General features: G+C 60.8%; 28 protein-coding genes and 4 pseudogenes. 21 read left to right on the forward strand and 11 right to left on the reverse strand.

All coding sequences use genetic code 11. From position 1 onward, the window contains the following. Positions 1 to 192: 192 nt before the first annotated feature. Both D3227_RS43035 and D3227_RS29770 read left to right on the forward strand, forming a co-directional pair. Positions 193 to 297 (forward strand): annotated as a pseudogene (locus tag D3227_RS43035) (integrase); the annotation flags it as partial. Positions 298 to 406: 109 nt separating this feature from the next. Beyond that, on the forward strand, positions 407 to 769 hold the full coding sequence (locus D3227_RS29770; RefSeq protein WP_147377708.1) for a hypothetical protein: 363 nt from the start codon (positions 407 to 409) through the stop codon (positions 767 to 769). 361 nt (positions 770 to 1,130) lie between these two features. On the opposite strand, the gene repC is transcribed toward D3227_RS29770, so the two are convergent. The 3 genes from repC to repA all read right to left on the reverse strand — a co-directional run bounded on the left by repC (position 1,131) and on the right by repA (position 4,709). Beyond that, entirely contained in the window at positions 1,131 to 2,330 is a 1,200-nt protein-coding gene (gene repC, locus D3227_RS29775) for a plasmid replication protein RepC (RefSeq protein ID WP_120017793.1), read from the reverse strand. A 157-nt stretch (positions 2,331 to 2,487) separates the two neighbouring features. Then, positions 2,488 to 3,498, reverse strand: coding sequence for a plasmid partitioning protein RepB (repB, locus tag D3227_RS29780; RefSeq protein ID WP_120017794.1), 1,011 nt, complete (start codon positions 3,496 to 3,498; stop codon positions 2,488 to 2,490). Then, positions 3,495 to 4,709, reverse strand: coding sequence for a plasmid partitioning protein RepA (gene repA / locus D3227_RS29785; protein WP_120017795.1), 1,215 nt, complete (start codon positions 4,707 to 4,709; stop codon positions 3,495 to 3,497). The genes repB and repA overlap by 4 nt, the downstream gene beginning before the upstream one ends. A gap of 671 nt (positions 4,710 to 5,380) precedes the next feature. Between repA and D3227_RS29790 the strand changes: the two genes are divergently transcribed. Continuing rightward, on the forward strand, positions 5,381 to 5,632 hold the full coding sequence (locus D3227_RS29790) for a hypothetical protein (protein WP_245451926.1): 252 nt from the start codon (positions 5,381 to 5,383) through the stop codon (positions 5,630 to 5,632). Here the strand turns inward: D3227_RS29790 and D3227_RS41225 are convergent. Continuing rightward, positions 5,614 to 5,802 (reverse strand): hypothetical protein, encoded by a 189-nt coding sequence (locus tag D3227_RS41225; protein WP_147377709.1) that lies wholly within the window; start codon positions 5,800 to 5,802, stop codon positions 5,614 to 5,616. The two genes, D3227_RS29790 and D3227_RS41225, sit on opposite strands and share 19 nt — an antisense overlap. Here D3227_RS41225 and D3227_RS29795 point away from each other — a divergent pair. Continuing rightward, complete coding sequence (locus tag D3227_RS29795) at positions 5,786 to 6,316, forward strand: hypothetical protein (RefSeq protein WP_120017796.1); 531 nt, start codon at positions 5,786 to 5,788, stop codon at positions 6,314 to 6,316. The genes D3227_RS41225 and D3227_RS29795 overlap by 17 nt on opposite strands. A gap of 49 nt (positions 6,317 to 6,365) precedes the next feature. On the opposite strand, the pseudogene D3227_RS44115 reads toward D3227_RS29795, so the two are convergent. Further along, positions 6,366 to 6,476: pseudogene (locus tag D3227_RS44115) on the reverse strand (integrase); the annotation flags it as partial. Positions 6,477 to 6,509: 33 nt separating this feature from the next. Next, entirely contained in the window at positions 6,510 to 7,613 is a 1,104-nt protein-coding gene (locus tag D3227_RS29805; protein WP_425374565.1) for an ATP-binding protein, read from the reverse strand. Between the two features lie 424 nt (positions 7,614 to 8,037). On the opposite strand from D3227_RS29805, the gene D3227_RS29810 reads away from it, so the two are divergent. The 4 genes and pseudogenes from D3227_RS29810 (at position 8,038) to D3227_RS29825 (ending at position 10,236) form a co-directional block, all read left to right on the forward strand. After that, complete coding sequence (locus tag D3227_RS29810; protein ID WP_120017798.1) at positions 8,038 to 8,316, forward strand: type II toxin-antitoxin system TacA family antitoxin; 279 nt, start codon at positions 8,038 to 8,040, stop codon at positions 8,314 to 8,316. Then, entirely contained in the window at positions 8,313 to 8,852 is a 540-nt protein-coding gene (locus D3227_RS29815; protein ID WP_120017799.1) for a GNAT family N-acetyltransferase, read from the forward strand. The genes D3227_RS29810 and D3227_RS29815 overlap by 4 nt, the downstream gene beginning before the upstream one ends. A 748-nt stretch (positions 8,853 to 9,600) precedes the next feature. Beyond that, on the forward strand, positions 9,601 to 9,834 hold the full coding sequence (locus D3227_RS29820) for an AbrB/MazE/SpoVT family DNA-binding domain-containing protein (protein ID WP_109670799.1): 234 nt from the start codon (positions 9,601 to 9,603) through the stop codon (positions 9,832 to 9,834). Beyond that, a pseudogene (locus D3227_RS29825) lies at positions 9,831 to 10,236 on the forward strand (type II toxin-antitoxin system VapC family toxin). Before D3227_RS29820 ends, D3227_RS29825 begins: the two are co-directional and overlap by 4 nt. Before the next feature lie 36 nt (positions 10,237 to 10,272). On the opposite strand, the pseudogene D3227_RS43040 reads toward D3227_RS29825, so the two are convergent. Continuing rightward, positions 10,273 to 11,150, reverse strand: a pseudogene (locus D3227_RS43040) (site-specific integrase); the annotation flags it as partial. Between the two features lie 135 nt (positions 11,151 to 11,285). Between D3227_RS43040 and D3227_RS29835 the strand changes: the two are divergent. Both D3227_RS29835 and D3227_RS29840 read left to right on the forward strand, forming a co-directional pair. Beyond that, entirely contained in the window at positions 11,286 to 11,675 is a 390-nt protein-coding gene (locus tag D3227_RS29835) for an MbcA/ParS/Xre antitoxin family protein (protein WP_120017836.1), read from the forward strand. Next, positions 11,672 to 12,190 (forward strand): RES family NAD+ phosphorylase, encoded by a 519-nt coding sequence (locus tag D3227_RS29840; RefSeq protein ID WP_120017800.1) that lies wholly within the window; start codon positions 11,672 to 11,674, stop codon positions 12,188 to 12,190. Before D3227_RS29835 ends, D3227_RS29840 begins: the two co-directional genes overlap by 4 nt. A gap of 42 nt (positions 12,191 to 12,232) precedes the next feature. Here the strand turns inward: D3227_RS29840 and D3227_RS29845 are convergent, their stop codons facing one another. Continuing rightward, positions 12,233 to 13,366, reverse strand: a complete 1,134-nt coding sequence (locus tag D3227_RS29845; RefSeq protein ID WP_425374566.1) for a site-specific integrase — start codon at positions 13,364 to 13,366, stop codon at positions 12,233 to 12,235. A 284-nt stretch (positions 13,367 to 13,650) separates the two neighbouring features. On the opposite strand from D3227_RS29845, the gene D3227_RS29850 reads away from it, so the two are divergent. The 6 genes from D3227_RS29850 to D3227_RS29870 all read left to right on the forward strand — a co-directional run bounded on the left by D3227_RS29850 (position 13,651) and on the right by D3227_RS29870 (position 18,310). Further along, positions 13,651 to 13,941 (forward strand): hypothetical protein, encoded by a 291-nt coding sequence (locus D3227_RS29850; RefSeq protein WP_120017802.1) that lies wholly within the window; start codon positions 13,651 to 13,653, stop codon positions 13,939 to 13,941. Further along, a complete protein-coding gene (locus D3227_RS29855; protein WP_120017803.1) occupies positions 13,931 to 14,500 on the forward strand; it encodes a type II toxin-antitoxin system VapC family toxin in 570 nt (189 codons plus the stop codon). Before D3227_RS29850 ends, D3227_RS29855 begins: the two co-directional genes overlap by 11 nt. A 916-nt stretch (positions 14,501 to 15,416) precedes the next feature. After that, positions 15,417 to 16,442, forward strand: coding sequence for a DUF1403 family protein (locus D3227_RS29860; RefSeq protein WP_120017804.1), 1,026 nt, complete (start codon positions 15,417 to 15,419; stop codon positions 16,440 to 16,442). 5 nt (positions 16,443 to 16,447) lie between these two features. Then, the gene (gene scpB, locus D3227_RS29865) at positions 16,448 to 17,149 is read left to right on the forward strand and encodes an SMC-Scp complex subunit ScpB (RefSeq protein WP_120017805.1); all 702 of its coding nucleotides are present in this window, start codon (positions 16,448 to 16,450) and stop codon (positions 17,147 to 17,149) included. Between the two features lie 253 nt (positions 17,150 to 17,402). Next, positions 17,403 to 17,936, forward strand: coding sequence for a GIY-YIG nuclease family protein (locus D3227_RS41865; RefSeq protein ID WP_167480907.1), 534 nt, complete (start codon positions 17,403 to 17,405; stop codon positions 17,934 to 17,936). Positions 17,937 to 18,055: 119 nt separating this feature from the next. Then, complete coding sequence (locus tag D3227_RS29870) at positions 18,056 to 18,310, forward strand: hypothetical protein (protein ID WP_147377710.1); 255 nt, start codon at positions 18,056 to 18,058, stop codon at positions 18,308 to 18,310. A gap of 112 nt (positions 18,311 to 18,422) precedes the next feature. On the opposite strand, the gene D3227_RS29875 is transcribed toward D3227_RS29870, so the two are convergent. The 3 genes from D3227_RS29875 to D3227_RS29885 are packed head-to-tail and all read right to left on the reverse strand — an operon-like array spanning position 18,423 to position 20,972. Then, entirely contained in the window at positions 18,423 to 19,733 is a 1,311-nt protein-coding gene (locus D3227_RS29875; protein WP_167480909.1) for a DNA methyltransferase, read from the reverse strand. A gap of 34 nt (positions 19,734 to 19,767) precedes the next feature. Next, entirely contained in the window at positions 19,768 to 20,367 is a 600-nt protein-coding gene (locus D3227_RS29880) for an RES family NAD+ phosphorylase (protein ID WP_120017808.1), read from the reverse strand. Beyond that, positions 20,364 to 20,972, reverse strand: a complete 609-nt coding sequence (locus tag D3227_RS29885; RefSeq protein ID WP_147377711.1) for an antitoxin Xre/MbcA/ParS-like domain-containing protein — start codon at positions 20,970 to 20,972, stop codon at positions 20,364 to 20,366. The genes D3227_RS29880 and D3227_RS29885 overlap by 4 nt, the downstream gene beginning before the upstream one ends. 120 nt (positions 20,973 to 21,092) lie before the next feature. Here D3227_RS29885 and D3227_RS29890 point away from each other — a divergent pair, with 120 nt between their 5' ends. From D3227_RS29890 to D3227_RS29910, 5 genes are read left to right on the forward strand one after another with little or no spacing between them, the layout of a single operon-like run. Further along, the gene (locus tag D3227_RS29890) at positions 21,093 to 21,953 is read left to right on the forward strand and encodes a hypothetical protein (RefSeq protein WP_120017810.1); all 861 of its coding nucleotides are present in this window, start codon (positions 21,093 to 21,095) and stop codon (positions 21,951 to 21,953) included. Beyond that, on the forward strand, positions 21,950 to 23,056 hold the full coding sequence (locus D3227_RS29895) for a hypothetical protein (RefSeq protein WP_120017811.1): 1,107 nt from the start codon (positions 21,950 to 21,952) through the stop codon (positions 23,054 to 23,056). Before D3227_RS29890 ends, D3227_RS29895 begins: the two co-directional genes overlap by 4 nt. Further along, on the forward strand, positions 23,049 to 24,491 hold the full coding sequence (locus D3227_RS29900) for a hypothetical protein (RefSeq protein ID WP_120017812.1): 1,443 nt from the start codon (positions 23,049 to 23,051) through the stop codon (positions 24,489 to 24,491). Before D3227_RS29895 ends, D3227_RS29900 begins: the two co-directional genes overlap by 8 nt. Next, on the forward strand, positions 24,488 to 25,846 hold the full coding sequence (locus D3227_RS29905; RefSeq protein WP_120017813.1) for an AAA domain-containing protein: 1,359 nt from the start codon (positions 24,488 to 24,490) through the stop codon (positions 25,844 to 25,846). Before D3227_RS29900 ends, D3227_RS29905 begins: the two co-directional genes overlap by 4 nt. 46 nt (positions 25,847 to 25,892) lie before the next feature. Next, on the forward strand, positions 25,893 to 26,927 hold the full coding sequence (locus D3227_RS29910) for a DUF262 domain-containing protein (RefSeq protein ID WP_120017814.1): 1,035 nt from the start codon (positions 25,893 to 25,895) through the stop codon (positions 26,925 to 26,927). Positions 26,928 to 26,964: the final 37 nt, after the last annotated feature.

A 26,964-nucleotide genomic window follows, 5' to 3' on the forward strand; every position in this document is an offset into this window, starting at 1 on the left:
TATCGACAGGATGAACCACGGCGGCGCTTTTGACAATAATTTGAACCAAAACCGCCGCGCTCGTCGACAGGTTTTTATAAACGATAAACACGGCGCCACTGCGCGCTCGGTCGCGACGATCGAACGGCGGCTCTCCGGTTGCCTGGACCTTTACCCGGGCGCGGCCAGCCCATGGACCGCGCTCGCCGGCAAGCGGCTTCGGCCGACATCGAGGAGCGTTACGTCCAGAAACAACTTGGCCACGCCTCAACCGAGATGACGCGCAAATATCAGCGGCGGCGCGCCCAATCTCGCTAAAGGCGTCGGGGCTCTGACATCACCTTCCTTTCCTCTCACCAAAAGCCGTAACGTTTGCGAAGCAAGGGGGTGGCTTTGTTTTCGTAACGCGTTATGCTAAACTAGAAGCATGGATACACCGAAACACCCGCGTGGCCGCCCCCGTCAACCAGATGCGCTAACGCCGGCGGAACGACAGCGCGCCTATCGTGCGCGATTGGCTGCTGCCGGCAGGGCAGTTCGTGTGCAGCGTGTCATCGAAGATGCGTTCGATTCAGAGACACAGCTTATCGTCGAACGCGCCTTCTTCGAGGAGCAGCGGCATACTTTACGTAACGCGTTACTCAAAATTGAGCTTCTTGATGAAGACCGCGCCCGGCTCGACAGGCGAAATGCCTATTTGGAAGGCGAGCTAAAGCGGATTGAGCAACTGCACACCATCTCCCTGAAGGAGATCGTCCTCCTCAAGCAATCGCTGGCCACCAAGAAATAGCGCGCTTTGCAGACTGCCGCTCGGCGGTGCGATCGGTTCCGGGCCAACCTCACCAAGGCGTCGGGGCTCTCCCGCCCAGAGCCGAATTGGCGCAGTCGTGGCGTGCGGATTTTCCGCCTAGCGTTTCAATTGAAATCCGGAAGCAAAACCGACACAAACTGTTCAGTGCCCCATGGCCTGAGCTCTGGCTTTCTCATGGAACCGCCAGACGTGGGATCCCGCTGGCTGAGGCAATGCAACAGCCCCAGCACCGCGCCGTGCAACAGTCCTCGCACGATTACAACGACGCCGAGCAGCAATCGGGGCACTCGGCTCGGCTGATCGTGTAGCGACCATCGGCATCAAAAATTTCGCGCTCGGATCAACCCGTCATCTTTGCCGTCACCCCGTTCGTTCGCAACGCCGCCATCAACATCGGTCCCACCGAAAACTCCCCTGCCCTCGCCTTTTCGGTCAGCACGCGCAGATATCCGCCGGCCGAGTTGATGTGCTGGGACCGTTGCAGGATGCAGGCGATCACCACGGCAGCCGTCTCCTGGCCCATTGTGTGGCAAGCATCCTCGTAAGCCGACGGCGAGACCCCCAGGTATCCGCGGACCTGGGCCGCGGTGATCATGAAATCGCGCCAGCTGCCAATTCCCTCCACGGCATAGTCGACAATGTCGGGGCACGCTTTCAGCACAAGGCCAAGCGGATAGCCTTTCGGCTTCCCGTCGGGATTTGGCTCTGCCCGCGCCGTGCTTTTCTCTAAAGCAGGTTCAAATTCAAAAATAGAGTCGGTATTTGAATATGATTGCTGCCGCTCGTTTTGAGACTCATTGCCGCTCGGATTCGTGGAATTCATGAAGCTTTCCAGCAGGATGTCCACTTCCTCGTGCAACGCGGCCAGACCGCCCACGATCAACTCCATCTCGCCCAGGGATGCCCGACGCGGAATCGCCTCCACAACAGCGCGGAAACGTCGCCACAGGCCGCCCCAATCGCCTGGCATTTCTTCCTCCACGGCTGCCTCGATCAGCTTTTGAACATCCCGGCGGTGCAGCGTAATCCGTTCGCGCATTAGCCTCAGGGCCTTGTTGTCGGCGCGCACGCGCTCGGCGGCCGCTTCGAACTCATCAGCACGGGCCAGTAGCGGGGCGAGAGAGAAGCCGAACGCCTCCTCAATGTCCCCTCCCCTCCCCTTGCGCGCATAGCGCTTGCCGTTCGGACTGTCGCGTCGGGTGACCAGGCCGCAGTCCACAAGGGCTGCCAGGTGCCGCCTGAGCGTAGCATCAGGCATCCCATGGGCTCGCAGCGACAGCTGTGCATTGGAGGGGAACACGATCAGGCCGTTCTCCTCGCTCAACTCGCTGTCCGGATAAAACGACAGCAACGCGTTCAGAACGGCCAGAGCGCGATCGCCGACCCCGACAATGCTCCTGCCCTCGCAAAGGTGGCGGTAGACATGCCATTTCTCGACGGCCTTGCCGTCGGGGATTTCCTTCGAGTCATTCTGTGCCGCCAACATGGCAAGCGACATCGGCCGCCGCCCGAAGGGCGTCGTTGCAATACCCGTCTCCATTTTTCCTTCGCCTTTCAATCAGGCAAAAGAAACCTGCTCGCCGAATCGACGCCTAAGACTCTTGACAGTGATCCGCGGAAATGTGATTCTCTGATTGTCTAGATCTGAGAAGGGCTTCCGCAGCGGTGACGTTCGGGGGCCTTTTTCTTTTGCGGTTTCAAACTCCTGTTGATGTTTCCGACTTCCGGAAGGCCTCGTAGAGGTCATCCAGTCGCTTTGCGACGTATGTTGCGAAGCTCGGGCCATCCTTTGCCTCGTAGATCACAACCGCCTTCTTCGCAGTCGCCTTCACGGTAACGCTTACTGATTGGTCTTTAGGGGCCCAACGTGCGGGATCGCTGGTTGCCTTTGGATTCCGAGGTCGTTGGTCCCTCAACGCCTCGAAAACAGCTTCGAACCGTTCCTGGCTCGTCAGCCTCTTGAAGCTCGTTGATTCAACAACTTGCTTCCAAGCTACATCGCTGGCGGTTGCAAGCTGCCCTGCGAGGGTGTCCCATCGTGGCCGCCCGATGCCAGGAGCTGAACCGATGGCTTCGATCATTTCGATTGGCAGCTTTCGCGCGAGCGTGATCATTTCTGACAGCACACCTTTCGAACTAGTCCCGAAAGTCGACATGATGACGGCGCGCGACATCCCGAGTTCCTCGAGGCGGAACGCAAAAAGGGCTTTCTCGATAAAACTAAGGTCCTTACGCTCCAGGTTCTCGTTGCCCTGCGCAATTACCAGTTCATCGTCTGTCAGCTCTCGTACGAAGGCCCTGACCTTCCCGCCGAGATGACGAAGGGCGGCGACCCGACGATGCCCAAATGCGAGTTGATAGCGACCGCTTTTCTCAGAGTAAGGACGGACTAGAACAGGCAGGATCTGCCCGTTTTCACGAATGCTCTGAACGAGTGCGTCGAAGTCCTCACCTGAGAAATCATCAAGACGATCCTTCACAAAAGACGAGTCGATGTCGGATGGGTCGATTTCGATGATTGTTTCGCCGCGGGCCATCGCTTTGCGCAATTCATTGGCTTCCTGCGTGAAGCCGGATATCGCTTCGTTCATGCTCTGGAGAGCTCCAGAGGAAACTTGTGGTCGTGGCCTGGGCGTCGAGTTCTCAGTTGAGAACTCGGAGGTGATTGGCGCTAGATACTCTTTTAAGGCATCGCGTCTCTTCGTCATTTGCGCCCCCACGTCTGTGACACCAACGCTTCGATTTCACTGTTAAGTGCATCCAGTGCCTCGAGGGCGCGGTCGTAGGTCTGGCGATGGAAGTTCTCGCGGCCTACTTCATAGAGTGTCTGCTTCGTGATTCCTGCATCCGAGATGGCCGCGGATTTGACCATCGCGTTGGTCAAAACCCGATCTCCGAACAAGCCCTTGAGCAATCCTGCAATTTGCGACTGCGAACTGTCGCTAGGCTCGTATCGCGTCAGCACGTAACGAAAGAAGTCGTAGCCTGCATTACCCCCTGCCCTTTCCACCACGTCAAACAATCCCGCCGTCATGTGCAGGAACTGGGACATCGACGCCACATCCAGCATCTGCGGGTGGATGGTCACCAGTACGGAAGTCGCAGCGCAGAGGGCTGACAGTGTCAGATAGCCGAGAGACGGCGGGCAATCGAGAACGACGATATCATAATCAGCTTGGACCGACGTGAGTGCGGCAGCCACTCGCGTGAAGAACATCTTGTCCGCCGAGCGCGACTTCTCCGTCAAAGCGCGAGGGGTCTCGTGCTCAAATTCCTGAAGTTCGAGATTGCCTGGAACGATCCCGAGGCCAGTGAAGTAGGTCTTGCGTATGATGTCCCGCAGGGGTCGCTGCTGCTCGTCATAGCGGATCGCTCCATAAATCGTTTCGTTGGCCTCCAGATCGAATTCTGGCTGGATTCCGAACAGTGCAGACAACGAAGCCTGGGGGTCGAGATCAACAGCCAAGACCCGATACCCTCGAAGCGCGAAGAACTGCGCTAGGTGCGCGCTGGTTGTGGTCTTCCCAGATCCGCCCTTGAAATTAGTTACCGCGAGCACTTGCAACTTATCACTGCTCGCGCGCCTGGGGACGTATCCCTTCTTGTTCTTCCCCAAATGATCGCGGATGTCGTGAATCTGTTTGAGCGAGTAAAGCCGACGGCCTGCTGCGTTCTTCTCGGCCTCAGGCACAACTCCGTCGAGTACCAGCGTTCGCAGATAGGCATCGCTGATGCCAATCAGCTTGGCCGCCTCGCCAGCCATGAATTTTCGCAATTCCTTCTCTGCCGACGGCGGGAAGGCGCGCGCGCGCAGTTGCTGTAGCTGAGCGCTTAGGATATCTGCGTCGCCCTCGATGAGTCGCGTCAGCGATTTCGGCGCAGAGTCTCGGGCGGTGTCTAGAGTGATGCTCTCGGGCATGAAAAACGCTCAATTCGGTCTTTTCTCGATTTGAGCGTAAGATGCCGTGAGTCTCAGCGGGCGTCAATGAATTAAGGGTTAACGAGGAGTTAACGCAATTGGGGTCTCACGGTGTCGCGCTGCGCAGGGGGATACCCAAGTTCTCAGCTGAGAACTCCCTCTGAACATAGCCTATGCTAGTATCTCGACAAGGAAGCGAAAGGTTGCCGATCTCGATCTCGCGCCCGCTATGCTCATTAGCTCTTCTCTGGCCGAGGGCACACTACACGATCCAATGGCATGGCTCGCCCCCAACAACCGCCCCGGCGTCATTGTAGTAGCGCGCAACATGTGCCCAGATCGTTGCAGCGATTGCTGAATTGTCCTTGGGAGCAGAACCCTGCGGCGAGCAGTCCCGACTAGAGAAGGTCGCAGATAGAGCCCGCTTGGGCAGTCAGGCCTCTGTCACAGTCGTCAGAACAATTACCGGTTGTCGGCCCCGTCGAGCAGAATGGCCGCGTCGCGGGACCCCCGCCGGCGATCGACGCGATCCAACCGGCTTGCTGCGCGAGATCATGCTGTTCACAACAGGTCACTGCAGATAACGATGTCATTGGCCTGCCCCACGGCGAAGGCGGCAACTTGTGTCATCGGCCCGGAAAGATTACCTTAAGGCCTCTATGAGCAACCATTTGGCATCCGTACTCACGACTGTGAACGCGCCCTACAGCGTACAGCTGGACGACGCAGCGCTGGCGAATTGCCTAGCGGACCTCGATTTGGCCAAACAGCACCCCGGCCATATTAGCGCCTTTCTCGGCGAGGTTCCCCCCTCGCTGCAGGTCGAATTCGCCGTAGTGCACCACATCCCGGTCCCCGACCTGAAGACTTTTGCCGCTGCGTTCTCTGCCTGGTCCGGCGAGAGCTATCCGCTCGCTGCGTAATGGCTGAACAGGATAGCCGGCGCCCTTCCGAATGGCGGCGGCTTCTTCGCATCGCCGTCGACCTGATAGATCAGCTTCGGAAGAATGCCGGCGGCTACGACTTCGAATGGTCTTTTGGCGGCGGCACCGCTATGATGATCCAGATCGGTCATCGTGAAAGCCCATGACATCGATATTTTCCTCGATGACCCTCAACTGCTCGGCTTCATCGACCCGTCCAGAAGCCGCCTCCGTTTTGATCTGGTGCCAGCGGACTATCCGGGCGATGGGCTTCGGTTTCAGAAATTCGCTTTCGAGAACGTCGGCGAGATCGACTTCATCGTTGCCGGAACCCTGACGCGAAATCCCTTCCAGATGCGTGAAGTTGAGGGAAGGGCAGTGCAGCTCGACACCATTCCTGAGATCATCGCCAATAGGGTCTACTACCGAGGGTCGGAAGCCAAGCGGCGTGACATTTTCGATATCGCTGCTGCAGCACGGTTCCAGTTGGAGCCCATGGTCAACGCTCTGCGCGCATTCCCGGCGCAAGTTTCTCGGACCAAGGATCGGTTGGAAAAGCTAAACCCAGAATTTGTGGGTCGTGCCATTGGACAGTTGATGATCATGCCTGGTTACAAAGCGTCGGGCCGCCGACAGTCTGGAAACAGCGCTTGCTGTACTCGACGTGGTATTGTTGCCGCTTGAGCCCTGAACGCCTCCATCGAAGCGAACAAACGGGGATGGCAGGGGCATTTCAGAGCCCGGAGGCCTTGGTCAGATTCACCCGGAACCGATCGCGCCGGCGCTGGTATTTGCGCGTCATCTCTGCGGATGCGTGGCCGAGTTGCTTCTGCACATAGCGCTCGTGGGGAGGAAAGCGAAGAATTCACCGCCTCCGTCAGGCAAGATCCACCACAGCCTTTGCGAGAGCGCCTAGGCTCTTCACCTCCACGCCATCCTTGAGAGGGAAGCTTTCGGCACCGGGATATACGACGAGGCGACGCGCCGGATTGACGTCCTCGCAAGCCAGGTGAAAGCCCTTTTCAACCTTCGGCGCCAGACTGCGCTTGATCTCGATCGCCCAGGGACGTTTGCCGGGCGCAGCCAGAAGGAGGTCGATTTCGGCGCCGGCGGCGGTCCGATAGAAACTGGCCACTGTACGCGCAGGCGCTAAGGAGAGAAGATTTTCGATGACGTAGCTCTCCCAGCTGGCCCCGACAACGGGGTGCCCGGAAAGGCCATTGAGATCTTCGATGCCCAACAGCGCGTGCACGATGCCGCTGTCGCGCACATAGACTTTTGGCGACTTTACAAGTCTCTTGCCGGTATTGGCGTGATATGGAGGAAGCCTTCGCACCAGGAGAAGATCGACGAGAAGATCGACGTAGGATGTCACGGTCGGTGCGCTGACGGCCAGGCCGGACGCCAGCCGCGAAGCGTTCAAGAGACCAGCCTGATTGTGGGCGAGCATGGTCCAGAGCCGCTCCAGCGTCTGTGCGGGAATACGTGGTCCGAATTGCGGGACATCGCGTTCGAGGTAGGTTCGAATGAAGCTGCGCCGGAACGCCAGGCTGTCGGCATCGGAGGCTGCCAAAAAGCTGTCCGGAAACCCGCCGCGCAGCCATAGGCGCTCGGTGTCCGTTGCTCCAACTTCCAGGACATCGAGCGGCGTCATCTCGACATATTCGATACGGCCGGCAAGGCTTTCGCCGGATTGGCGGAGCAGGTCCATCGATGCTGAGCCCAGCAGCAGGAACCTGCCGCTGCGGCGTCCCCGGCGGCGGCCCTGATCGATCAAGCCGCGCAGTTCCTGGAACAAGTCCGGCACACGGTGGATCTCGTCGAGAATGACCAGACGATCTTCGTAGGCCTTGAGAAAGAGGACGGGATCCGAGAGCTTGTTTCGATCCTCGCGCGACTCCAAATCGAGGTAAAGCGCACCGGTCTCATCGCCGACTTCCAATGCGAGGGTAGTCTTGCCGACCTGTCTCGGGCCGATCAAAGCGACAGCCGCCTGTCGTCCGAGCGCTTGCCTGACCAACGGTAGGACTCTGCGAGAAATCATCCTTGCAAATTACAAACTTCACTTTGATTTTGCAAGGACCATCCGACGCCCATTTTCCTGCCGCGGACGAAAATAGGGCAGGGGGCATTTCGGCCTTCTCTACGTGCCGTCCCATCTCCATCACCACATCGATGATGTCCGGAAGATCATCCTGGGCTGGGTTGTCGGCGTTGGTCATGATGGGGATTCTAGCCTGATTTGGCCGTCAAAAGCGAGCGGCAACGGCCGGTTCGCGCGGCTGGTCATCTGGCTACTGGTTGGAGTATCTGGGAGCTGCTTTGTACGCCTTCAATACATATATATTGACATTCATGACTCCGTTTAGCTACATTGGCAATAGCAGGAGTGGAAGGAGATTGTTATGCCCCGGGCTGCGGTTGAAGCGAATGAACGGATGAACCTGCGGGTAGCGGCGCGGCAAAAGGCGACACTGATGCGGGCGGCAGCGCTTGCGCATACGGATTTGACGGAATTCGTCACCCGCGCGGCCCTGCGCGAGGCCGAAGCGGTGATCGAGGGCGCCGAAAAAATTGAAGTCTCTGAGCGGGATTTCCTGCGCATCCTGGAGCTCATGGACAACCCGCCTGCGCCGAACGAAAAACTGCGCGCTGCGATCGCCGCGTTGCCGCGTGACCGATGAGCCTTCCGGCATGGCATGAGGAGCCGATCTCGAAAGAACATGATCGGACTGGCTTCGATTGCGGCGAGGCGGACATGAATACGTTTTTGGCCCGGTACGCACGCCAGAGCCACGAACAGAACGCCGCCAAGACCTATTGCGCGATCGAAACGGCGCGGCCCGGGCGCATCCTTGGCTTCTACTCGATCGCGCCCTCGGCTGTCGACCATGCGGCCGTGCCGGCGCGAATGACCAGGGGATTGGCGCGTCATGACGTCCCGGGCTTTCTCCTGGCGCGTATCGCCACAGACAGGTCGGTCGCGGGGCAGGGGTTGGGTGGTCAGCTGTTGGCCGCCGCCGCCAGGCGTTGCTTGCGGCTGGTGACGGAGGGCGGCGGCATCCTTCTGATCATAGACGCCAAGAACGAGCGCGCCGCCGATTGGTACGCCTCCTTCGGGGCCGAGCGCCTGCAGGGCCAGCCCCAAGGCCAGCCTTTGCGGCTGGTGATTCATCTGTCGACGTTCGCGGCGGATTTGCGGGCCGCGGGTCATCTTTGAACGCACTGCCGTTTGTACAATATCGACGGCTGCGATCAACCGAGCAGTTGCAGGCGTGTTTTATCGAGCCGCATAAATGGACGTGGAGCGGCTTTCTGGGGTGCGAACGCCGCGAGCCGGCGAAAGAGCACCAGATCGCGTCCTATGCCATCCATGGCCGAAAGCGCACAAAGTGAGCCGGTTTCGGACTGGCCTCGCCCTGCAGGGAGGTTTCCGGGGCTTCGAGGCTGGTTGGGGCGCACTCTCCGGCGGCCTGCATCGGCACGTGAATCGGAAATCGTGAGACTGCGTGACAAAGCCAGACGGCCGGAGATCCGCATCAACAGATCTGGAAAATCAGCAACTTAAGGAGAGGCCGATCGGCGCCATGCATGTGGTCTCACGAAAACCGACTCAAAAAGGCATCAAGCCTCACGAATTCCGGTCAGTTGACAAGCATTGCCGGTCGAAAAGCGCGTCCCTGATGTCATAAATCGTCACAAGTTTGCGGCGGACGCCAAGTCATGAAACTGCGGACGCTTCCCCCGACTCGAGGGAAAACGCACATACGTTTCCTATCACGCCAGTCGTGTTAGCTACGGGTCCAGGCCAAGCCTTCCCGCACAGTCGACCAGTTCTTGGCCCAAGAGGCAGACAGCCGCACCGCCTCCGCATTAGGGTGCGAGCTGCGATCTCGGCCAGCCAGGGATTGAAAAACGGCGTCCAGGGTAATACCTTCAAAAGCTGTCGCATTACAATTGGTGTGAACATGACCACTACAGTTACAGCCAAGGGACAGGTGACCATCCCGAAGCCGGTCCGCGACCTTCTCGGTATCGTTCCAGGCAGCAAGGTCGATTTCGTCCGCGCCGCCGACGGTAGCGTGGTGCTTGCACGCGCCGACAAGAAGCAGCCGGCGAGCCGCTTCGCCAAATTGCGTGGCCATGCCGGCAAGGGGCTTGATACCGACGCGATCATGGCGCTGACGCGTGGCGAAGCGTGACGCTCGTCGACACCAACGTTCTGCTCGACTTGGTCACAGATGATCCCAAGTGGGCGGATTGGTCGGTCGCGCAGCTTGAGGCAGCAGGCCCTCAATGGACCTTTACTGATCAACGATGCTGTCTTTGCCGAGCTTGCCGTTCGATATGACCGCATCGAAGACCTCGACGCGTTTGTCGATGAGGCGGGTCTCGAAATCGCTCCGATGCCGCGCGCCGCCCTGTTTCTCGCTGGAAAGGTATTTACGCAGTATCGCAAGTCCGGCGGGTCGCGCACCGGCGTGCTACCCGACTTCTTCATTGGCGCCCATGCTGCCGTTAGCGGTCTGCCGCTGCTGACCCGCGACGTCGGCCGCTACCGCACCTATTTTCCATCATTGAAACTGATCACGCCGAACAGCTGAGCGACCCATCGGGTCAGGCAGGGAGGGGCTTTCGCCCTACAGTCCGCTCGCCTTGGTCAGATTCACCCGGAACCGATCGCGCCGGCGCTGGTACTTGCGTGTCATCACCGTCGAGGCGTGGCCAAGCTGCTTCCTCACATAGTGTTCATCAACTCGGCGGAGGACGCGAGGCCTGCGCGCAGCGGATGGCTAGAAGACCTTTGGCCGCGCTCGGAAAGATCCCGCGCGCACCGGCAGCAAGGCCGCGCGTTTGACCAGCCGCGCCACCTGCTGACCTTTCAGCCGATCGGCTCCCAACACTTTGCCCTGACCGGTGACGCGGCGGGAGGGGCCATGTGCAATACGGGCCAGCCTTCAGCCAAGCCTACAGGGCGACGACCGGGCAGGCGGCGACGGACCAGCACGCCCATGTCTGGAAAGAATTCAATCGAGCGCGGCCGTCCTCGGTTTGATCGCCCGCAACATCAAGGCCGACGATTTCGGGGCGGCGCAGCCACCGGCGAAGCCCAAAAGCAGCATGGCGCGGTCGCGCAGACCACGCAGTGTCACGTGGTCGAGCGTTTCCTGCACGGCGAGAACATCCTCGCGCAGGATGGCTTTCCCTTTGACGGGTCGGGGAGGCTTTTTTGTTACGAATGCCGACGAGCACGGTGGCGATGCCCGGTCGTTCCGGTCGAGCGGTTGACCGCGTTGTGTATAGTTCCAGGTCAGCGACGACACAGGCGGCGCTCGATGGACGACACCGACTTGTTGTCCCTTGCCGATCCCGAGGCCTAGGGCCATGATGCAGACGCCGACGATTTGTGGGTCCGGCGGCTGCGGATCAAACGGCAGCGGGCGCAAAAATGCCTCCAGTCGGCGCCATAGGCGCGACGGGTGTTTGCCGAACGCTCTGCCTCGACACAATCGCGCGCGGTCGGCTCATATCCGCGTGCCTGCTAGGGCTGTGGCAGCAGCTTAAATTGGTTGTCCCTGAGCTTGAAAGCTGTCGAGAAGTGCCATATCTTTTGCACAACAAATATGACTCTCGATATGGTAGGGTGAATACCGTGGCCCATGCACTCAAGATCCCAGAGCAGAACGGACCTCTCATTTTGTCCTACATGGACCGGAATGGGAAGATTGCGATCGAGCAGGTCGCGGACGGTTTTGGCATGTCCAAAGGCCAGTTAGCCCAGACTGCCGGTCTTGCGCGCGAGACCCTTTACCGGTCAGAGCGTAGCACCACGGTAAAGACCCAGGGGCGTCTGCGGGAAATGCTCGAGATCATCAGCCGCGTAACGGATTGGGCGGGTGGCAAGGAGCAGGCGATGGCTTGGTATCGGGCTCAGCCGCTTCCAGCATTTGGCGGACGCACCGCTGAGGCGCTGGTGAAGGACGGCAAGGCTGCAGCGGTCCGTGATTATCTCGATCACATGGCCGTTGGCGGGTTTGCGTGAGGGTCGTCAGAACCTGCTACCGCGCACACGATCCACGTTGGGCATTCAAGCCGACTTCCGGCGAAGGAGCGGCGAGCCGAGGCGCCCGATTCAATCCCAAAGGCGTGCCGGCACTCTATCTGGCACTGACCATCATGACTGCGATCAAGGAAGCCAACCAGGGCTTCGCACAGCGGATCGATCCGTGCGTGCTTTGCTCCTATGAGATCGATTGTGACGACATCGCGGATCTGACAACGCAAGAGGGGAGGGGTGAGTTTTCTGTGACGCTCGAAGAGATGGCCTGCGCCTGGGCGACTGCTCTCAGCGACGGAGAGCGCCCGGCGTCCTGGTCCATCTACGACCGGTTGCGACCTCGAAATATTGCCGGCATTGTGGTTCCGAGCTTCGCGCCGGGGGCTGAGATGGAGGATCGCAACCTGGTCCTTTGGGACTGGGGTCCGGATCTGCCGCACAGGATAACCGTATTCGACCCGAGCGGCCGGTTGCCGAAGGACCAGCTATCCTGGCGATAACGCATTGTCCGCATCCGAAGGGCAGGGGAGGGCGCTTGCGCCCTACAGTCCACTGGCCTTGGTGAGATTGACACGGAAACGATCGCGCCGGCGCTGATAGCGGCGCGTCATTTCAGCCGAGGCATGGCCGAGTTGTTTTTGCACATAGCGCTCGTCGACCTCGGCCGAGGATGCCAGCCCTGCACGCAATGAGTGCCCCGAGAACTTCTGACCGCGCTCGCCCTCCGACAAATCGCCACGCACGCCGGCGGTCAATGCTGAGCGCTTGACCAGTCGCGCCACCTCCTGACTGTTCAACCGGTCGGCGCCGACAGCTTTGCCTTGCCCTGTCACCCGTCGAAACAGCGGTCCGTGGGCGATGCGCGCCAGCTTCAGCCAGGTCTGCAGCGCGACAACCGGACAGGTGGCGTCGGCGGAACCACGGCCGATCTCGACCTCGCGCCAGCCGGTTTTACCGCGCAAGGTGACCAAAACGCCCTTTTCCAGGATCTCGATCCAGCCCGAAGAATCCTCGGTCTGGTCGCGGCCGACATCGAGGCCGACGATTTCGGAGCGCCGCAGGCCGCCCGCGAAGCCCAGGAGCAGCATGGCGCGGTCGCGCAAGCCCCGCAGCGTGCCGCGGTCAAGGGTCTCCAGCATGGCGATCAGATCGTCGCGCAGCACGGCTTCCTTCTGCCGGGGAGGGGAGGCGTGTTTGTTGCGGATCCCGGCCAGCACGGTGGCGATATGGCGATCCTTGCGATCGAGCGGTTGGCCGCGTTGCGTATAGTTCCAGGTCAAGGAGGACAGGCGGCGCTCGATCGTCGACACCGACTTTTTGCCTGCTCCTGGCGCCGAGGCCTGCGCCGTGATGTAGAGCCCGACGATCTGCGGGTCCGCAGGCAGCGGCTCAAAAGACTGGCGACGGCACCAGGCGCAAAAATGCTTCCAGTCCGAGGCATAGGCGCGACGTGTGTTGGCTGAGCTCGCCGCTTCGACATAATCGCGGGCGCGCTCCGCCAGGCGCTCGAGATGCCCAGGCAACCGGTCTTGTTCCTTTGCTCGAACCGGCAGGGGAGGGGAGGGGGCTGCCTCTTCGCCACCGCGCGGTTCATGCGGCGTCGGATGGCCCATCTCCATCACGAGATCGACAATGTCCGGCAAATCATCGGTATCGGCCGGATCGGTGTGTTTCATAAAATGGCGGGGATTGCCCATCAATCTCGTTACCGGGAATGTCATGGCGTACGATTCTGTGCGACCCAAGGTGCGATCTGCGAGCCGATTTGTCCACCAACGATCACTGCAAAACGCGCAGCACTTTGTTGCTCGTCGCACGGGCCGTTGCCCGCGCAAGCTCCGTCCGGTCCGTCGCGGGCTGCGGCACAAGTGTGAGGTCGCGGCCACGCTGCCAACAGGCGACCCGGCTTGCATTCGCGTTCAACAGTCTTTATATTTCGTTCAACGTCCGGAGAACGATCATGGCCACACGCGCCGCCGCCGAAAACGACGAACGGGCCGCTCGCACCCGCAATCGCCTGACACTCGAACAGGCGAGGGCGGTTGGCCTTCTCGGCGCGGCCAAGAACACGCGCCTCTCGGGCAGGGTGTCGTCGGAACTGATCGAGGCAGCAAAGAAGCGCGCTCATGTCAGCTCCGACACCGAACTCCTCGAGCTTGCCTTGTCGCGGCTGGCCCTTGAGGATGACTTCGGCCCCCGCCTTGTGGGTCGCAAAGGCAGCATCCCCGCGGACATCGATCTTGGCGTTTGATCTGCGGAACGCGCTGCGTTCCCTCAAGCCGCAAGCGCGAACCGCCGGGCTCGAACGGCGAGCGGATTCCGCGCTGTCCTGGGCAGGGGACGAGCCGCCTGTTGGCGGCGTCCTTCTGCTTGACACGAGTGTCTATCTGGACGTCCTGCAGGGACGCTCGCCCGAAGCGGTCGATGAGCTTCTCAGCTATCGGCTCTGTCACCACTCGGCGGTTTGCCTTGCCGAACTCACCCATGTCTTTGGTCGACTCGACCCGGCCCACGCCACGACGAAGGCGGTCCTGAAGGTGGTTGAGGACACGATCGAGGACATTCCGGCGCATCGGCTTCATGCTCCCGACGCCATCGCGTGGGGACGCGCCGGCATGCTTGCCGGGCTGTCGTTCCGGCTGACCCGGCTGCCGACGGGGCAGGGGCACGAACGCCGCTTTCTCAACGATGCGCTGATCTTCCACCAGGCCGCTTTGCTCGGGGCGACGGTCCTGACTGGCAATATCCGGGATTTCGATTACCTCAACCAGCTTGTGCCATCGGTGCGGGTGATCTTCTACCGGTGCTAGAGCTTTTCAGATCGCTCGCGCCAGCTTCAGACGTGGTCCGGTTGTTGCGCGCGGATGTCTTGCGGATCCCTCCACCCCGCGGGTGCCAGCGCCTGTGTCGACCCTCGGATCCGGGAGTGAATCGGAAATCGTGAGACTACGTGACAAAAAAAGGGTCTGGCAGCGCGTTTTGATTCAGTTTTCATGAGACTGCGTGACAACCGGCGTGCACGCCTTCAGCGAAACAAGTGCCTGCAAATCAATGGTTTGGGGGACACAGGCGCGGACGGCATGCACGCAGTCTCACGAAAACCGATTCAAAAATCAAAAATGGCGGTACCTCGCAAGGGGTTCCGGCCCGCTGAAACAGGCCCAAAAAGCCCGAATCATCTGGCCGCACAAGCATGCGCGCGATGTCGCCCGGAGGCCCGATCGGCGTGAATTTCGGCGTCCTGCTCGACCTGTCCGGAGGCTGGGCGCGGGCCCGATCGTCAGGCGAACTCGGGCCACACGCGGGAAAACTTCCTTGTGGTTTCAAAGCGCTAGCCATGCGATCGAGCCGGGTTTGATGAGCCTCCCGGCAATTGTGGGCAGCGGACAGCGAGTGAACCGACCTTGCCGAAAGGGGAAGAATGCGCTAAGGTCAGCTTGCGATGGAATGACCCGTGGTCGTTGCCATCGATCTGGGCCGGCAGCTGGGAGCCGCCGACTCGAAAAGGCCCGACGACCTGCCGAGCTTGGCGATTGTCGGCGGCTTGGCTCCCAGACGAAATTCTCAGCATTTCCGGTCGAAAAGCGCGTCCCTGAGGCGATTTGCGCGCCTTTCGAAAAACGAACGATAATGCAACATTATCATTCGTTGTTAGATCGCGACAAGCGCGGCGGATTTTGTGCAAATAGATTGCTAAAAGCGCCGCCATGATTCATCGTGTTGTCGATGATTCTGCGTCCAAAACCTTCCTCGCGCCATCACAGCATACCCGCAGGCGTTGCTGCAGGCGCCCCGTTGGCATCGGCGCCGAGCTGGATGCGCCGCGCGGTCCCAGACGCGCAAAGCCTTGCCGCACAGGACATTGAAGACGTGGCGATCGCGGCGGGCGCCGTGATCGGCGCACTCGATGCGGTCGTCCGCCAGCAGGAACGATGGGCCGGGGCTTGGCGACAGCGCCTGGCTCTTTCGACTGCTGCGATCACTGCAAAGCAAGCCGGCCGCGTCGAGGACGGAGCGGCCCTTCGCGACGCCGTACTACTCACTCGACCGGGTGATAACGTCGGGCCTGCCGGTCTTTTGCTCGTCGCCTGGCGACGCCTGGCAACCCGGCCTGTGGAAGATCTTCTGACCGAAGATAATCTTGCGGCGGTGCTGGCGGAATTCGGTCACGCCCGGGATGATGAATCGGTCGGCGATCTGGTGGACGAGCTTCTGCAGCTTGGCGCTAGTGCCGGAACCGTCGGAATGCTGACCGGCGCTATCGCAGCCGCCGAGCGCCGGGGCTTGGGGCGCACGCTCGCACCTTGGATCGCCGACGCCTTGCTGGCGCAGCGCCTGGGCTGGGCACATGCGGTACCGCTTCTCGGCGCCGAGCCTGGCTGGGGCATCGGTCGCGGCGGGTCCCACCGATTGACCCTCGTCGCTGCCACAAAAGGTGTCGAGGCAGGGCAGGGGCTTGCAAAGGGTTTGCTCGCCGCGCAGACGCGCGCCGCGCTGCGCGCGATCGACTTGTCGGCGGACCTTGGACGCCGCGCGGAAAAGCTGCTCGCCGTCGCGCCGAAGCTGCGGGCGAAAGGGGCAGACGCCATCGTCGACAGATTGCTGTCGGAGGATGCTATCATGGCATCGCGCGGAGACAGAAACATCGGGATGAGCGACCGCGGCCTGCGCCGCCTGTTCGATCGGCTGGTAGAGTTCGGCGCAGTGCGCGAGCTGTCCGGCCGTAGCACGTTCCGCATTTTCGGGCTGTGAGAACGATGGCCGAGACGGATCGCGCGCGAAGGGGGAAGGGGAGATCGGATGACCATCTCTTCGACCGGGAACTGGACCATTTGCCGCCGGCGGTGCGCTGGCGGGAATGGATGAACCGTGTCGAGGCGACGATTTTCGCCGCCAGCGAGCCGGTCGGTCGCGAGACGCTTGCGCGCATCGTGGGGAAAAGCTGCAGCATCGACCTCTTGATCGACGACATCCGCGAAGAACTGCGCGGCCGGCCTTACGACCTGGTCGCCGTCGCCGGCGGCTGGAAGCATCTGACGCGGCCCGCCTATTCCGACGCCATCCTGACCGCGGTCGGTGGCAACGAGCGAGCCGTTGACCTGACACAATCCGAAGTGCTCGTGTTGATGTACATCGCCTATTTCCAGCCGATCACGCGTGGAGAACTGTCGTCGTTCTTCGGCAAGGAGATTTCTCGCGACCTGATCGGCCATCTCCGCGGTTCCGGCATGATAACCTCCGGTCCGCGCAGTCCGACACCGGGCGCTCCCTATACCTATGTCACGACCAAAGAGTTCCTGTTGCAGTTCGGGCTCAAGACCCTTCGCGACCTGCCTGAGCTGGAGGCCCTCGAAGACGCTGGCTTGTTGAACCGACACAGCCCCACAGCGGATGCGATGCTGATCGGCGCGACGACCGACGAGGATGGAGAAGGCGATGACGAGGCTCTTTCAGCGTGACCGACACGTCACGGAGGCGACCTCACGCTGTGCACGAACGCGTCGCGTCGTATCGGGCGCTGCTACACAGGGCTAACTGCGGGTAGAGGCGCCGGCCAATGACTCGCAGGGAGGACGAATGCGCGGGTGCGCGCGACGCCAAAGGCTTGAGGAATTGGGCATGCCCTGGATACAGGCTGCCGCCAACGCCGTCCGTGGAAGCAGTTGACATCGATAAGCTGATCTCGCAGCTTCGTCGCCAATGAAGCGTGAAATGACTGTCGTCATCGCAGGGCTGGAGACCAAGAGCGAGAAGATCCGCGCGCTGTTGCACGAAGGCTACATGCGAACGGAGGTCGCGGACTTCCTCAACATCCGGTACCAACACGTCCGCAAGGTGGCGGTCGACGCCGGCATCGAAGGCGGCCTCCAGCGCGGCCTCGTCGTTGTTCCCAAGTCAAAGCCTATCCCGAAGGTTCGCGCCGATGTCGCGATCGACGTGCTCGCGGACGCCGGATTCGAGCGTCTGGGTATGTGGGTGGCCGACGGCGCAGGCGGCATCGGGCTCGACACCTCCGCACCACGCGACGCGGGCGTCTACGTGTTCGTGGTCGACGGTCTCATCAAGTACATCGGGGTGAGTCGGGCTGGCATCCGCAGCCGTATGTCAAACTACCGGCTCGGGCAGGCCGGGCAAAAAACAAGCGCCCGCGTAAACCAGATCATCAATGAACACGTAACAGCAGGCACAGTCGTCGAGATCTACATCGCGATGCCCCTGCGCTCGAGTGGAACGGCTTGCCGGTGATCACGGCCGCTGGGCTTGAAGCCGGGCTGATCAAAATGATCCAGCCACCGTGGAACAAGATGGGTGTGGAGAGTTAGATGGCTAGGCGGTGGCGACGCGTCGCTATGGATGCGGACATTATGGATTTCGGCGTCTCGGCTATCATCAGGATTTCGCACGGGACGAAGGGCGATCCCATGGCGAGCGTCGAACGCATGGAATGGTTCGAACCTGACGGCCATGAACACACAGGTTACGCGGATGCGGTGACGGACCGGCGACGGCCGGCAGCGGAGGTGCTCGCCGAATATCGAAAAACGACGGCTGTGGTTGCGGTCGAGAGCGAGGACTTGTGGGACGTGGCCTGGGGAGAATTGGGTAGCGAGCATCGCTAGAGGGCGTTCAAGCTTCCGCGAATGAAACGCATCAGCATGCCTTGGGTCTGCGAGATCGGGCTCAGCTCTCTTGGCGTCCCAAATGCATGCACCGCAAACCGAGGCGCCGGACCTAGTCTGGCTTGGTGAAGCAGAGGACCGACTCGGTGGCCCCCATGGGCCGCTTGTAGGTCTTCCTGCCTGGATTGATGTCGGACATCGAGCGAAGGTGAAAGTCTTCCTGGCCGGAAAAGGACAGTCCCTGCAGCACGCCCATTTCCGCTAGGATCCTGGGCAGGTCGTTGTGTATCTCCTTGTAGTAGGAGTCCTGCACGACGAAAACGGCTCTGCCGCCTGGCTTCAGCGTTTGCGACACCCGGCCAAGCGAGCGTGCAATCTTATCGAAATAGTCGAGGTGCGTCTTGTAATAGTACCCGCCAGAGGCCTTCGACGGGTGCTGCTTGAGAGCCGCGAGAAAGGTGGAGCAAGTTGTGCCCCAGCTTTCATCGATCTCGATCGGGCCACTGGGCACCTGAACTGAGCCGATCATCTGCCGACCGAGGTCTCGCGGCTTCACCTTCAGCAAAGGAGCGAGGACAGCCAGTTCGACACGCGTGGCAGCGGTGTAGTCGATGCGCGTGCAATAGGGCGGGGATGTGAGGACGAAGTCTATGCTTCCTTCGGCAAGGGCCATGGTCGCGGTATCGGAAAGTTGGATCGTGCTCGATCCTGCCGTGAACTCGGCGCCACTACTCTCTTCGGCCTCTTGCTTTGCGGCGAGTGCCTTCGACATCCCCCGCACGTTCTCGGCGAACTGATGCGCAATCGCATATGCCGTCGGATCCAGCCGGTCATCGTCGGCCTTGGGCAATTTGATCCAGGTTGGGTTTGATGATCGAAGCGATACGGCGAGATGACGGCACGCGGCAAAGAGCGCCACATAGAGCGTCGCGGCAGTGCCTGAAATGCGGTCTAGGTGGATGCCGTCTGGCGATTTGGTCATGCTGCCCACAAGGCTGCGACGAATGTTTTGTTCGATGCTGCGGACAACCTTGGCGGCGGACGGCTGGAACCAGGCAAGCAGAGGATCACCGTCGGCGGGTGTCACTGGCGAGGCGCGCAAGTGCGAAAGGATCGTAGCCGCGAGCGGCCGCAAATGATCGGCCTCACTGGGCGGCAAGAGGCGCGCCCGCGCCACGATGATCATGACCGGGTTGAGATCGATCCCGATCGATTTGAGGCCCAATTGGCTGGCGGCGTAGGTCGTGGTCCCACTGCCGTTCCAGGGGTCGAGCACGACCGCGTCAGGACGAAGCTTGGCGCTATCGAGAATTTCGCGGACAAAGAGCTCTGGGAAGCCCGCATAATAGGGAAAAAAGCCTTCCCAACCGGTCTGTAACCGCTTGTTCCGCTTCGGTGAACCGATCTTTAGAGCTTCTTGCAATTTCTCTCTTCCCCGTGGCCTCGGCTGCCACGGCTCAGGATACCCCAAATCCGCGTTCACGGCGAACGGTGATGTTGAGCCGTTTCAACTCGGTAACGAGCTCGGCGGCCTGCAGCAGGGCGATCGGCACCCTGCCGGAAAGCGCCGGCAATGCCCTCTCGTAGATAGCCACACATCGGGCATTGGTCAGCCGAGAGTCGAACAGAATACCGTCAACATCGGCCATTTGGTCGTGGAGGAGCTCCGAGAATTCCTGGCCGAACCTATGGTCGCGCGCCCGATTTGCATCGGTATCAACGCCCAGTTCATAGGCACCGGCTCCGGTCAGATCGACGAGGATCAGTTCTCGATCCGAAGAGATCGAGGTCACACAGAGCGCATCGAGCCGAGGACGGTACAGAAAGCGCCGCTCCTTGCCCTCAAAGCGATCCCGAACAACGGCCTCCGCGAAGGCGGTGGAGAAATCTTCGCCCGCATAGAGAATCTTGAATAGGCGCGAAGGGCTTGAAAATCGGCTCGAGCCGAATCCTGCCCCGGCAGGCTGGGCTCGATGCCGGCTGGGCAGTATCCGTGGCCAATCGCTGACCCGCGCGCTGATGATCCGCTCGCGGATCTTTTTGGGAATAAGCTTCACGCGTAGTCCAACGCGCCTTCGGCAGCTTTCACCACCGGCTCAATATTGCCTGCGCGCAGTTCGTCTATGGGCGCCTTGCCGTCGGTCATACGATTAGGCGTGACCAACCACTCCCAGGCTTCCTCGTGGGATGAAAACATCGAGGCTAGCCGCTCTAGACCACCAATCGGCCCGAGCCGTTCGAACTGACGGAGAGGGTAGACGTAGTTGCGCAATCCCTTTCGTAGGGCGATGACCTTGTTCCCCTTGCGCCAGTTGTCGAGCGTACCCCGAGCTACGCCAAGGCGCTCAACAATTTCGCCCGCACCGACCAGTTCGCTTTCGGCCCAATCGGTCGATTCGTCCTCAACGGAAATCTGATCAAGCCTGCGTGTCCCTTCTGCGGCTGGAATGACCCGCCCAATCCCCTTGCCTACGAGCACGCGCTCGGTGGGACCGCCCGGATGCGCCGCCGGCGTGCTTTTGCTGCGCTGCGTTCGGGCGGTTGCGGCGGGCACCGGCACTTTCAAATCTGCCGCCAGCCTGACGAGCGCGTCCATGTCCAGCCGATGGACCTTGGCCTCTATCGCTTGGGTGAGCACGTGCCGCTGCTGAGACTGTTTCACTTGCTTGGTCTCCATTTGTTAGGCAGAATAGGCAAATTATGCAGATTATGCAATAGCAATGTTTGCGCCCTGAGTGGGTTCCGAACAGGCATATCAAAGCATGGTATTGCATGGAAGAACGTGGAAGCCTATATTGCCATCATGTCTCGCACCTTGTCCATCGCCGAAAAGCTGACCCGCAACGCCGAAAAGCTGCAGCAGGCCTATGCCGGGCTGGCCAAGTCGCTCGGGGCGGGGGACGCGGTTGGTCGTGAACGTGCCCAGGCGGGAATTGCCGAGCTCAATGCCGAGTACGAAAGTCTGGCCGAGCAGCTGCGCTTTGCAGAACTCGAAGCCCGCGAAATCGCCGCGCCCCGCGGTCGCAAACCGGCCAAGCCCCTGCGTGAACTTGCCCTCGACGCACTCGATGATCTGGGCGTGCCGGCATCGCCAGCCCTCATTGCCGACCTTACTGCGGCACTGACTGGCATCCGTCCGTCGCCCTCCCGCTTTGCTAGCCTGAGGCGTGACGAGGAAAATGCCGCCCGCAGAAACATTGCCGCCCGCCCCGCCTGGATCGTTCCGGCAATCAATGCTGCCGAGCTCACAGCGATCCCACGCCTCCTCAGCAGCTCGGCATGGAACCTTGAGCGGCGCATAATCGGATCGCGCAGCATGCGCACCGATCACCTGCGGATCGCAGAAAGCCTGGCGCGGCGGTTGAAGCAGTTGCGCGAAGCGGGCGCGCCCGAGGCCAAGAACGTCGAACGCCTTCTTTTTCCCATTGCTCGTGCGATCCCCGGTGCGACCGAGACCGGCCAGCCCATAGATACCGATAGGCTAACGGAGGCCGCCCGAGCCGAGCTATCCGTCCTGGAAGACGCGGACCGCACCGAGCGCGGAGAAGCTTGCGCCCGGTTCACGACTGCCAGCCAACAGGTTCGCCTCTGGGGGCGGCCGGTGCTCATCGACACCGCAGCAGCGTCGAGGGCCATCAAGTGACCCCCGAAAATTCTCGACTGCACCAGCTTCGCGGCGGGCTCGCGCCCGTCGAGGTGGGCGCGCGTGGCATCGAGAGTGTTGCGCGCAACGCCGATTGCACTCGGCTGCGGGCGATCGTCATAGCGGGGCTCACCCCCAACGAGGTAATCAAGCACATTCTGGGTGAAGTGCCCGACGCGATGTCGCCCTTCGCCATGACCCTGACCCAGGCCTTCGAAAGGCGCCTTCTCTCCAATGCCGCGGGATCTCTCCTGACGGCCTATCGCGAAAAGGGGCACCTCCAACAGCTTGACGCCAAGATTGCGAGCGTTGCGGACCACGCACCCCGCGACACGCCTGTGGATCGCAATCGCCGCGAGCGCGAAACCCGCCGGCTGATCGAGCTGAAGTTGCGGGGCGACCCGACAGCGCCAAACCTGATCCTCAAGCCGCGGCTCACCCTGACCATCGTCGGCGTCACCCATGCCATCGAGCTGGACTATCTTGTCGCAAGCGACGTGGATCCATTCTATCGCGTGGGCGTCATCAAGTCCTATGCCGACCGTATCGGCAAGACCAACAAGGCGGACGTTCGCTCGGCCTGCAGGGAAGCATCCGTGGGTACGCTGGCGCTCCAGCAATTGCTCGTTTCGTTGGGTCGCTCGATGGAACTGGCCGGCGACCGCGTGGACATGGTCTTGCGTGCGCCAGGCTCCTTCACCCCGAGGCTATATGGGGCCATGCGGGCCCAGGCCGAACTGGCATCGCTGACGCGGGCCCTGGCGACGGCGCCAAGGGACCTGGACCAGATCGAGCAGATGCTGCCGCCCAGCGCGTCCCTCGCGACACCCAATGCCCTCGAACAGCTGCCCAACCATTATTGCTCGACGTGCAAGGAGCACTGCGCCCTCTGGCAGCATTGCCGCGCGCAAGCACAGGCCCAGGGCAACGCGATTATACTTGGTGACCAAGCGGCCGAACAGCTGGCAGCCGCAGGTTCGCTCAATCGCGCCATGGATCTCTTGAATGGCAGCGGGCGCCCGCCGGACAACCGCGCAGAGGAAGTGCTGGCGGCCGAACTCCGAGCCGCCTCCGCCCTGCTCGATAGGATAGCCAATGGCTGATTATCTCAATGTTGTCGCCCGGATGCGGGCACTGGAACACGGCGAAGCGGTGCGCATCGTCAGGCAGCGGCAAGTGATCATCCAGCCACGGGCGCATATCGTCACTATGCTTTCGATGGCCGGCGAAGACACCTCAGTGCATGCGGTCGCGATCGGTCGCCTCGGCGTGCCGCCCCAAATCAAGGTCGTCGCCGATCCCCGCCGCCGCGACGACCAATATGAGCTGTTGCGGTGGTTGCTTCCGCACTTCGAGGCCTATTATGCTCAATGCCGAGCTGAGCAAACCTTTCCCCAGCTCTGGGTATCCTCGGAGGGGGCCTTGGGCCATCTCGACACGCTCGCCGACCGGCTGCGTTTCACCGATGATGCCGACGTTCAACGGCTCGGAGAATTGTGGACCTATGCCGGCGAACGGTCCCCTATCACTGGCCAGCAGGCTTTGATCAGCGCCACCTCCGCGCTGCGGGCTCACTATGCAACCGGTCAGCAGGAAACCGAGGATGAACACCTAGGCGCGCTGCTGACATGGATTGCACCGCCGCCGGGACGAGACATCCTGGCAGCGGTCGCGATGGCTGAAAAGCACCCAATGGGCGCCAAAACCGATCCGCGTTTCGACGCCGATGAACTGCAGCCTGCCGTTGAGCTCTTCAACAAGGCCCGCAAGGACGACGATAGGCGCGTCCAGGTTTTCCATGCCGAGCGTATCCAGCAGATGATCGAGGGCGTCATTCGCCCGATCTACACGGCGACCCAAGCGGCGATGGCCATCCTTTCGCGGCCGGAATGGCTCGACAATCCTGCGCTTTTGCCCTTGGCTGAAGAAGAGGCGGCGCAGTTCGCCGGGTTCATGGAAGCAAGGGACCAGGGCCATCGGCTGCCCTATCATGACTCCGCCAAAGCTGCGGCCTTCAAGATCGTGGCGCGCGAGCGGACCGTCGACAATGTCGAGGCTGCCTTCCTACGCCATGACCGGGCTGCTCGTGAACGCGCCGTCGAAAGTGGCACCGTGTTGCGCGGCACCCTCGTCGACCGCCAGAAAGTGAGGCTGGCGCCTCGGACGTTCGAATACCGCATGGTGCTGACCACCCATCAAGATAGCCTGCACCTGCGCGCCGGCGACGAATTCTGGCATCTCGATGATCCCAAGGTTTGCATCCGCATCACGGAGGTCGAACGCCGCGGTCCGTTCAGCTGGGTGAGCGGGATCGTCGAGGACGGCAAACGCGCCGCTATGGAACTTGATATTGCCGCCATTTTCGACTTCGGCCCCGAGCGTCCCGATTGGGGCGGCACGGTTCGCGAGTTCATGCAGATGGGCACGCGGCTGGCCGCACCACCCTGGACCCACGGGGACGCGGTTCCGGCAGCAACGCCGGCGACGCGCGCCCGACCAAACGACCTCCTGGCCGCCGTCGAAGAGCTGGTACGGTGACCGCTCCGCAGATTCTCGCCGACGACGCTCTGAGCCAGATTCTGGAAAGCCAGTGGCAAGGCATTCCCGCCGTCGTCCTGCGTTCGCCGCCCGGCGCCGGCAAGACCGGCGTCGCGCAGCGGTTGGCTCTTCAGAGCGCCCGCCTTCTTGATCAGCGGTGCATGGTCGTGACGCAGACCAACGAGCAGGCCTTCGACGTTGCACGCCGTCTTGGGCGCAACGCGGATGGGTACCCGATCCATCTCTACGCGCGAAAGGGCCTGGACTTGCCAGCGGACGTTCGGGCCGACAGCAATATCCGCATTATTCACGACTTCGGCCACATCCCCCGGGATCCCGGCATTACCATCGGCAATGCCGCCAAGTGGAGCTGGATCGCCACCGGCGAACCAATGTTCGACCTGCAGATCGTCGACGAAGCATTCCAGCTTCCTGACTACCGTTTCCAGTTGATTGCCAATCTGGCGCCGCACCATGTCCTCATCGGCGATCCGGGTCAGATCGACCCCTTCGTCAACTGCGAGATCGAACGGTGGCGTTGCAATCCGTCTGGTCCACAGGTGTCGTCCCCGGCAGCACTGATCAACCGGCATCCGAGCATCATGCAACTGGCTTTGCCGGTATCGCGACGCCTCAACGTCGATACGGTTCGTCTGGTGCAGCCTGCGTTCTACCCCGACCTACCGTTCGAAGCGATGAGTCGGGATCGTGAGTTGCGCTTCGACGTCGCGGGGGTCATGCCGTTCGATGCAGCGCTCGACGCCGTCGTTTCAGGCTCCCAGATCGTGATGGTCGAATTGCCCCCGCAGCTGACCGGTGAGCGCGATGAGGAAATTGCCGACGAGCTCGTCGGGTCCATTCGGCGCCTACTTATGCGACAGGCCTGGGTCAGCGACGATGGCGTGGTCTCGCGCGTCACCCCGGGCATGATCGGCGTCGTCTGTGCCCATGTCAGCCAGGTCAATGCTGTGCGCGAACGGCTTGGTCGCGATCTCTCGGCTGTGTTCGTGGAAACCGCCAATCGGTATCAGGGCATCGAGCGCGCTTTCATGTTCGTGCATCACCCGCTTTCAGGGCGCGCCGATGCAACGGCATTCCACCTCGACGCTGGTCGCTTGTGCGTGATGCTTTCTCGGCATCGCGTCGCTTGCTGGATTTTCGGCCGGCAGGGCATCGCCCAGCAATTGACCCGCTATGCGCCAATCGGCGACCGCGCGCTCGGTATCGATGATGATCCCGAATACCGGGGTTGGCGGGCCCATCTCACCGTGATGTCTTGGCTCGCCAATGCCGGGCGGCTCTATCCGGCTGTATATGGCATGGTAGAGTCGACGTCTGACCGCGCAGCGAGCTGATGGCTCACACTTGGTCCCGTAACGGGGTTTTCCAGAAAGGAATGTTATGCGAGCCGTTTATTCGCCGATGTCCGTAGGTGACTACTGCAAGGCTCTCAACGAAGAGCTCATTACGGTAAACGAGGAGTACCAGCGGAATGCGGGAATTTGGGGCCCCTACGCACGGTCATTTTTTATTGAATCGATTCTTCTTGAATACCCGATACCGAAGATCTTTCTATACGCGAAAGTTGATCTGCGGACCCGTACCACAGTAAAAGAAATAGTGGACGGTCAGCAAAGAAGCCATACTCTGCAGAGCTTCTACAATGGGAAATTCAAACTTTCCACGAAGATTGAGACAGAGGAGCTAAGAGGTAAGAACTACGGACAATTGTCGGAAGAATTCCAATCTAGCTTCATATCTTACAGTCTGCCGATTGACGAGTTCCGCGGAGTTCAGCCGGCCGAGATACAGGAATCTTTCCGAAGGATGAATGCCAGCAACGTTCCTCTAAACGACGAGGAACAAAGGAACGCCAAGTATCAGGGACCATTCAAGTGGTTTATTCAGCGCCTAGCTCAACGGTTTTCCGAGCCGCTTCGAGCCACCGGAATTCTGACCCGTCGAGACATCATACGAATGGTAGACAGTCGGCTCTACGCTGACATCGTCCATACAACGTTGAACGGGTTTGTCACCACCAAAGCCGCACAGATTGATGCGCTCTACAAGCGGTTCAATACAACGTTCGAGGAGGAGGATCAGTATCTTGCTTATGTGTCCACCGGCATTGATCACGCGCTCCAAGAGGTTGCCGGCGGTGAGCGCGAGTTACTGCGTGGTTACATGTTCCAAACTATTGTGCTCATTTTCATTGACCGCCATTTTGACTTAGGCCTGAGGCAAAAGGCAGCCGACTCGGCGCCTGAAGTTGCCGCAGCGCTTCAGGCTGGTGCGGTTGATTTGGCCATATTGATCGACGGGTTAAGGGACCCGGAGAGGCATCCCGCGCTTTCAGAGTTTGTCGAAGCCACGAAAGGGACAAACGTAGGTCGCGCTAAAGCGGTGCGCTTCCTCTATCTAGATGCGGCTCTTTGAATGCAGCCCGCAACTGACTTAGTTAAACTTCGGGATT

It is taken from the genome of Mesorhizobium waimense (assembly GCF_003601975.1).
In the GTDB taxonomy this organism is placed as follows: domain Bacteria; phylum Pseudomonadota; class Alphaproteobacteria; order Rhizobiales; family Rhizobiaceae; genus Mesorhizobium; species Mesorhizobium waimense.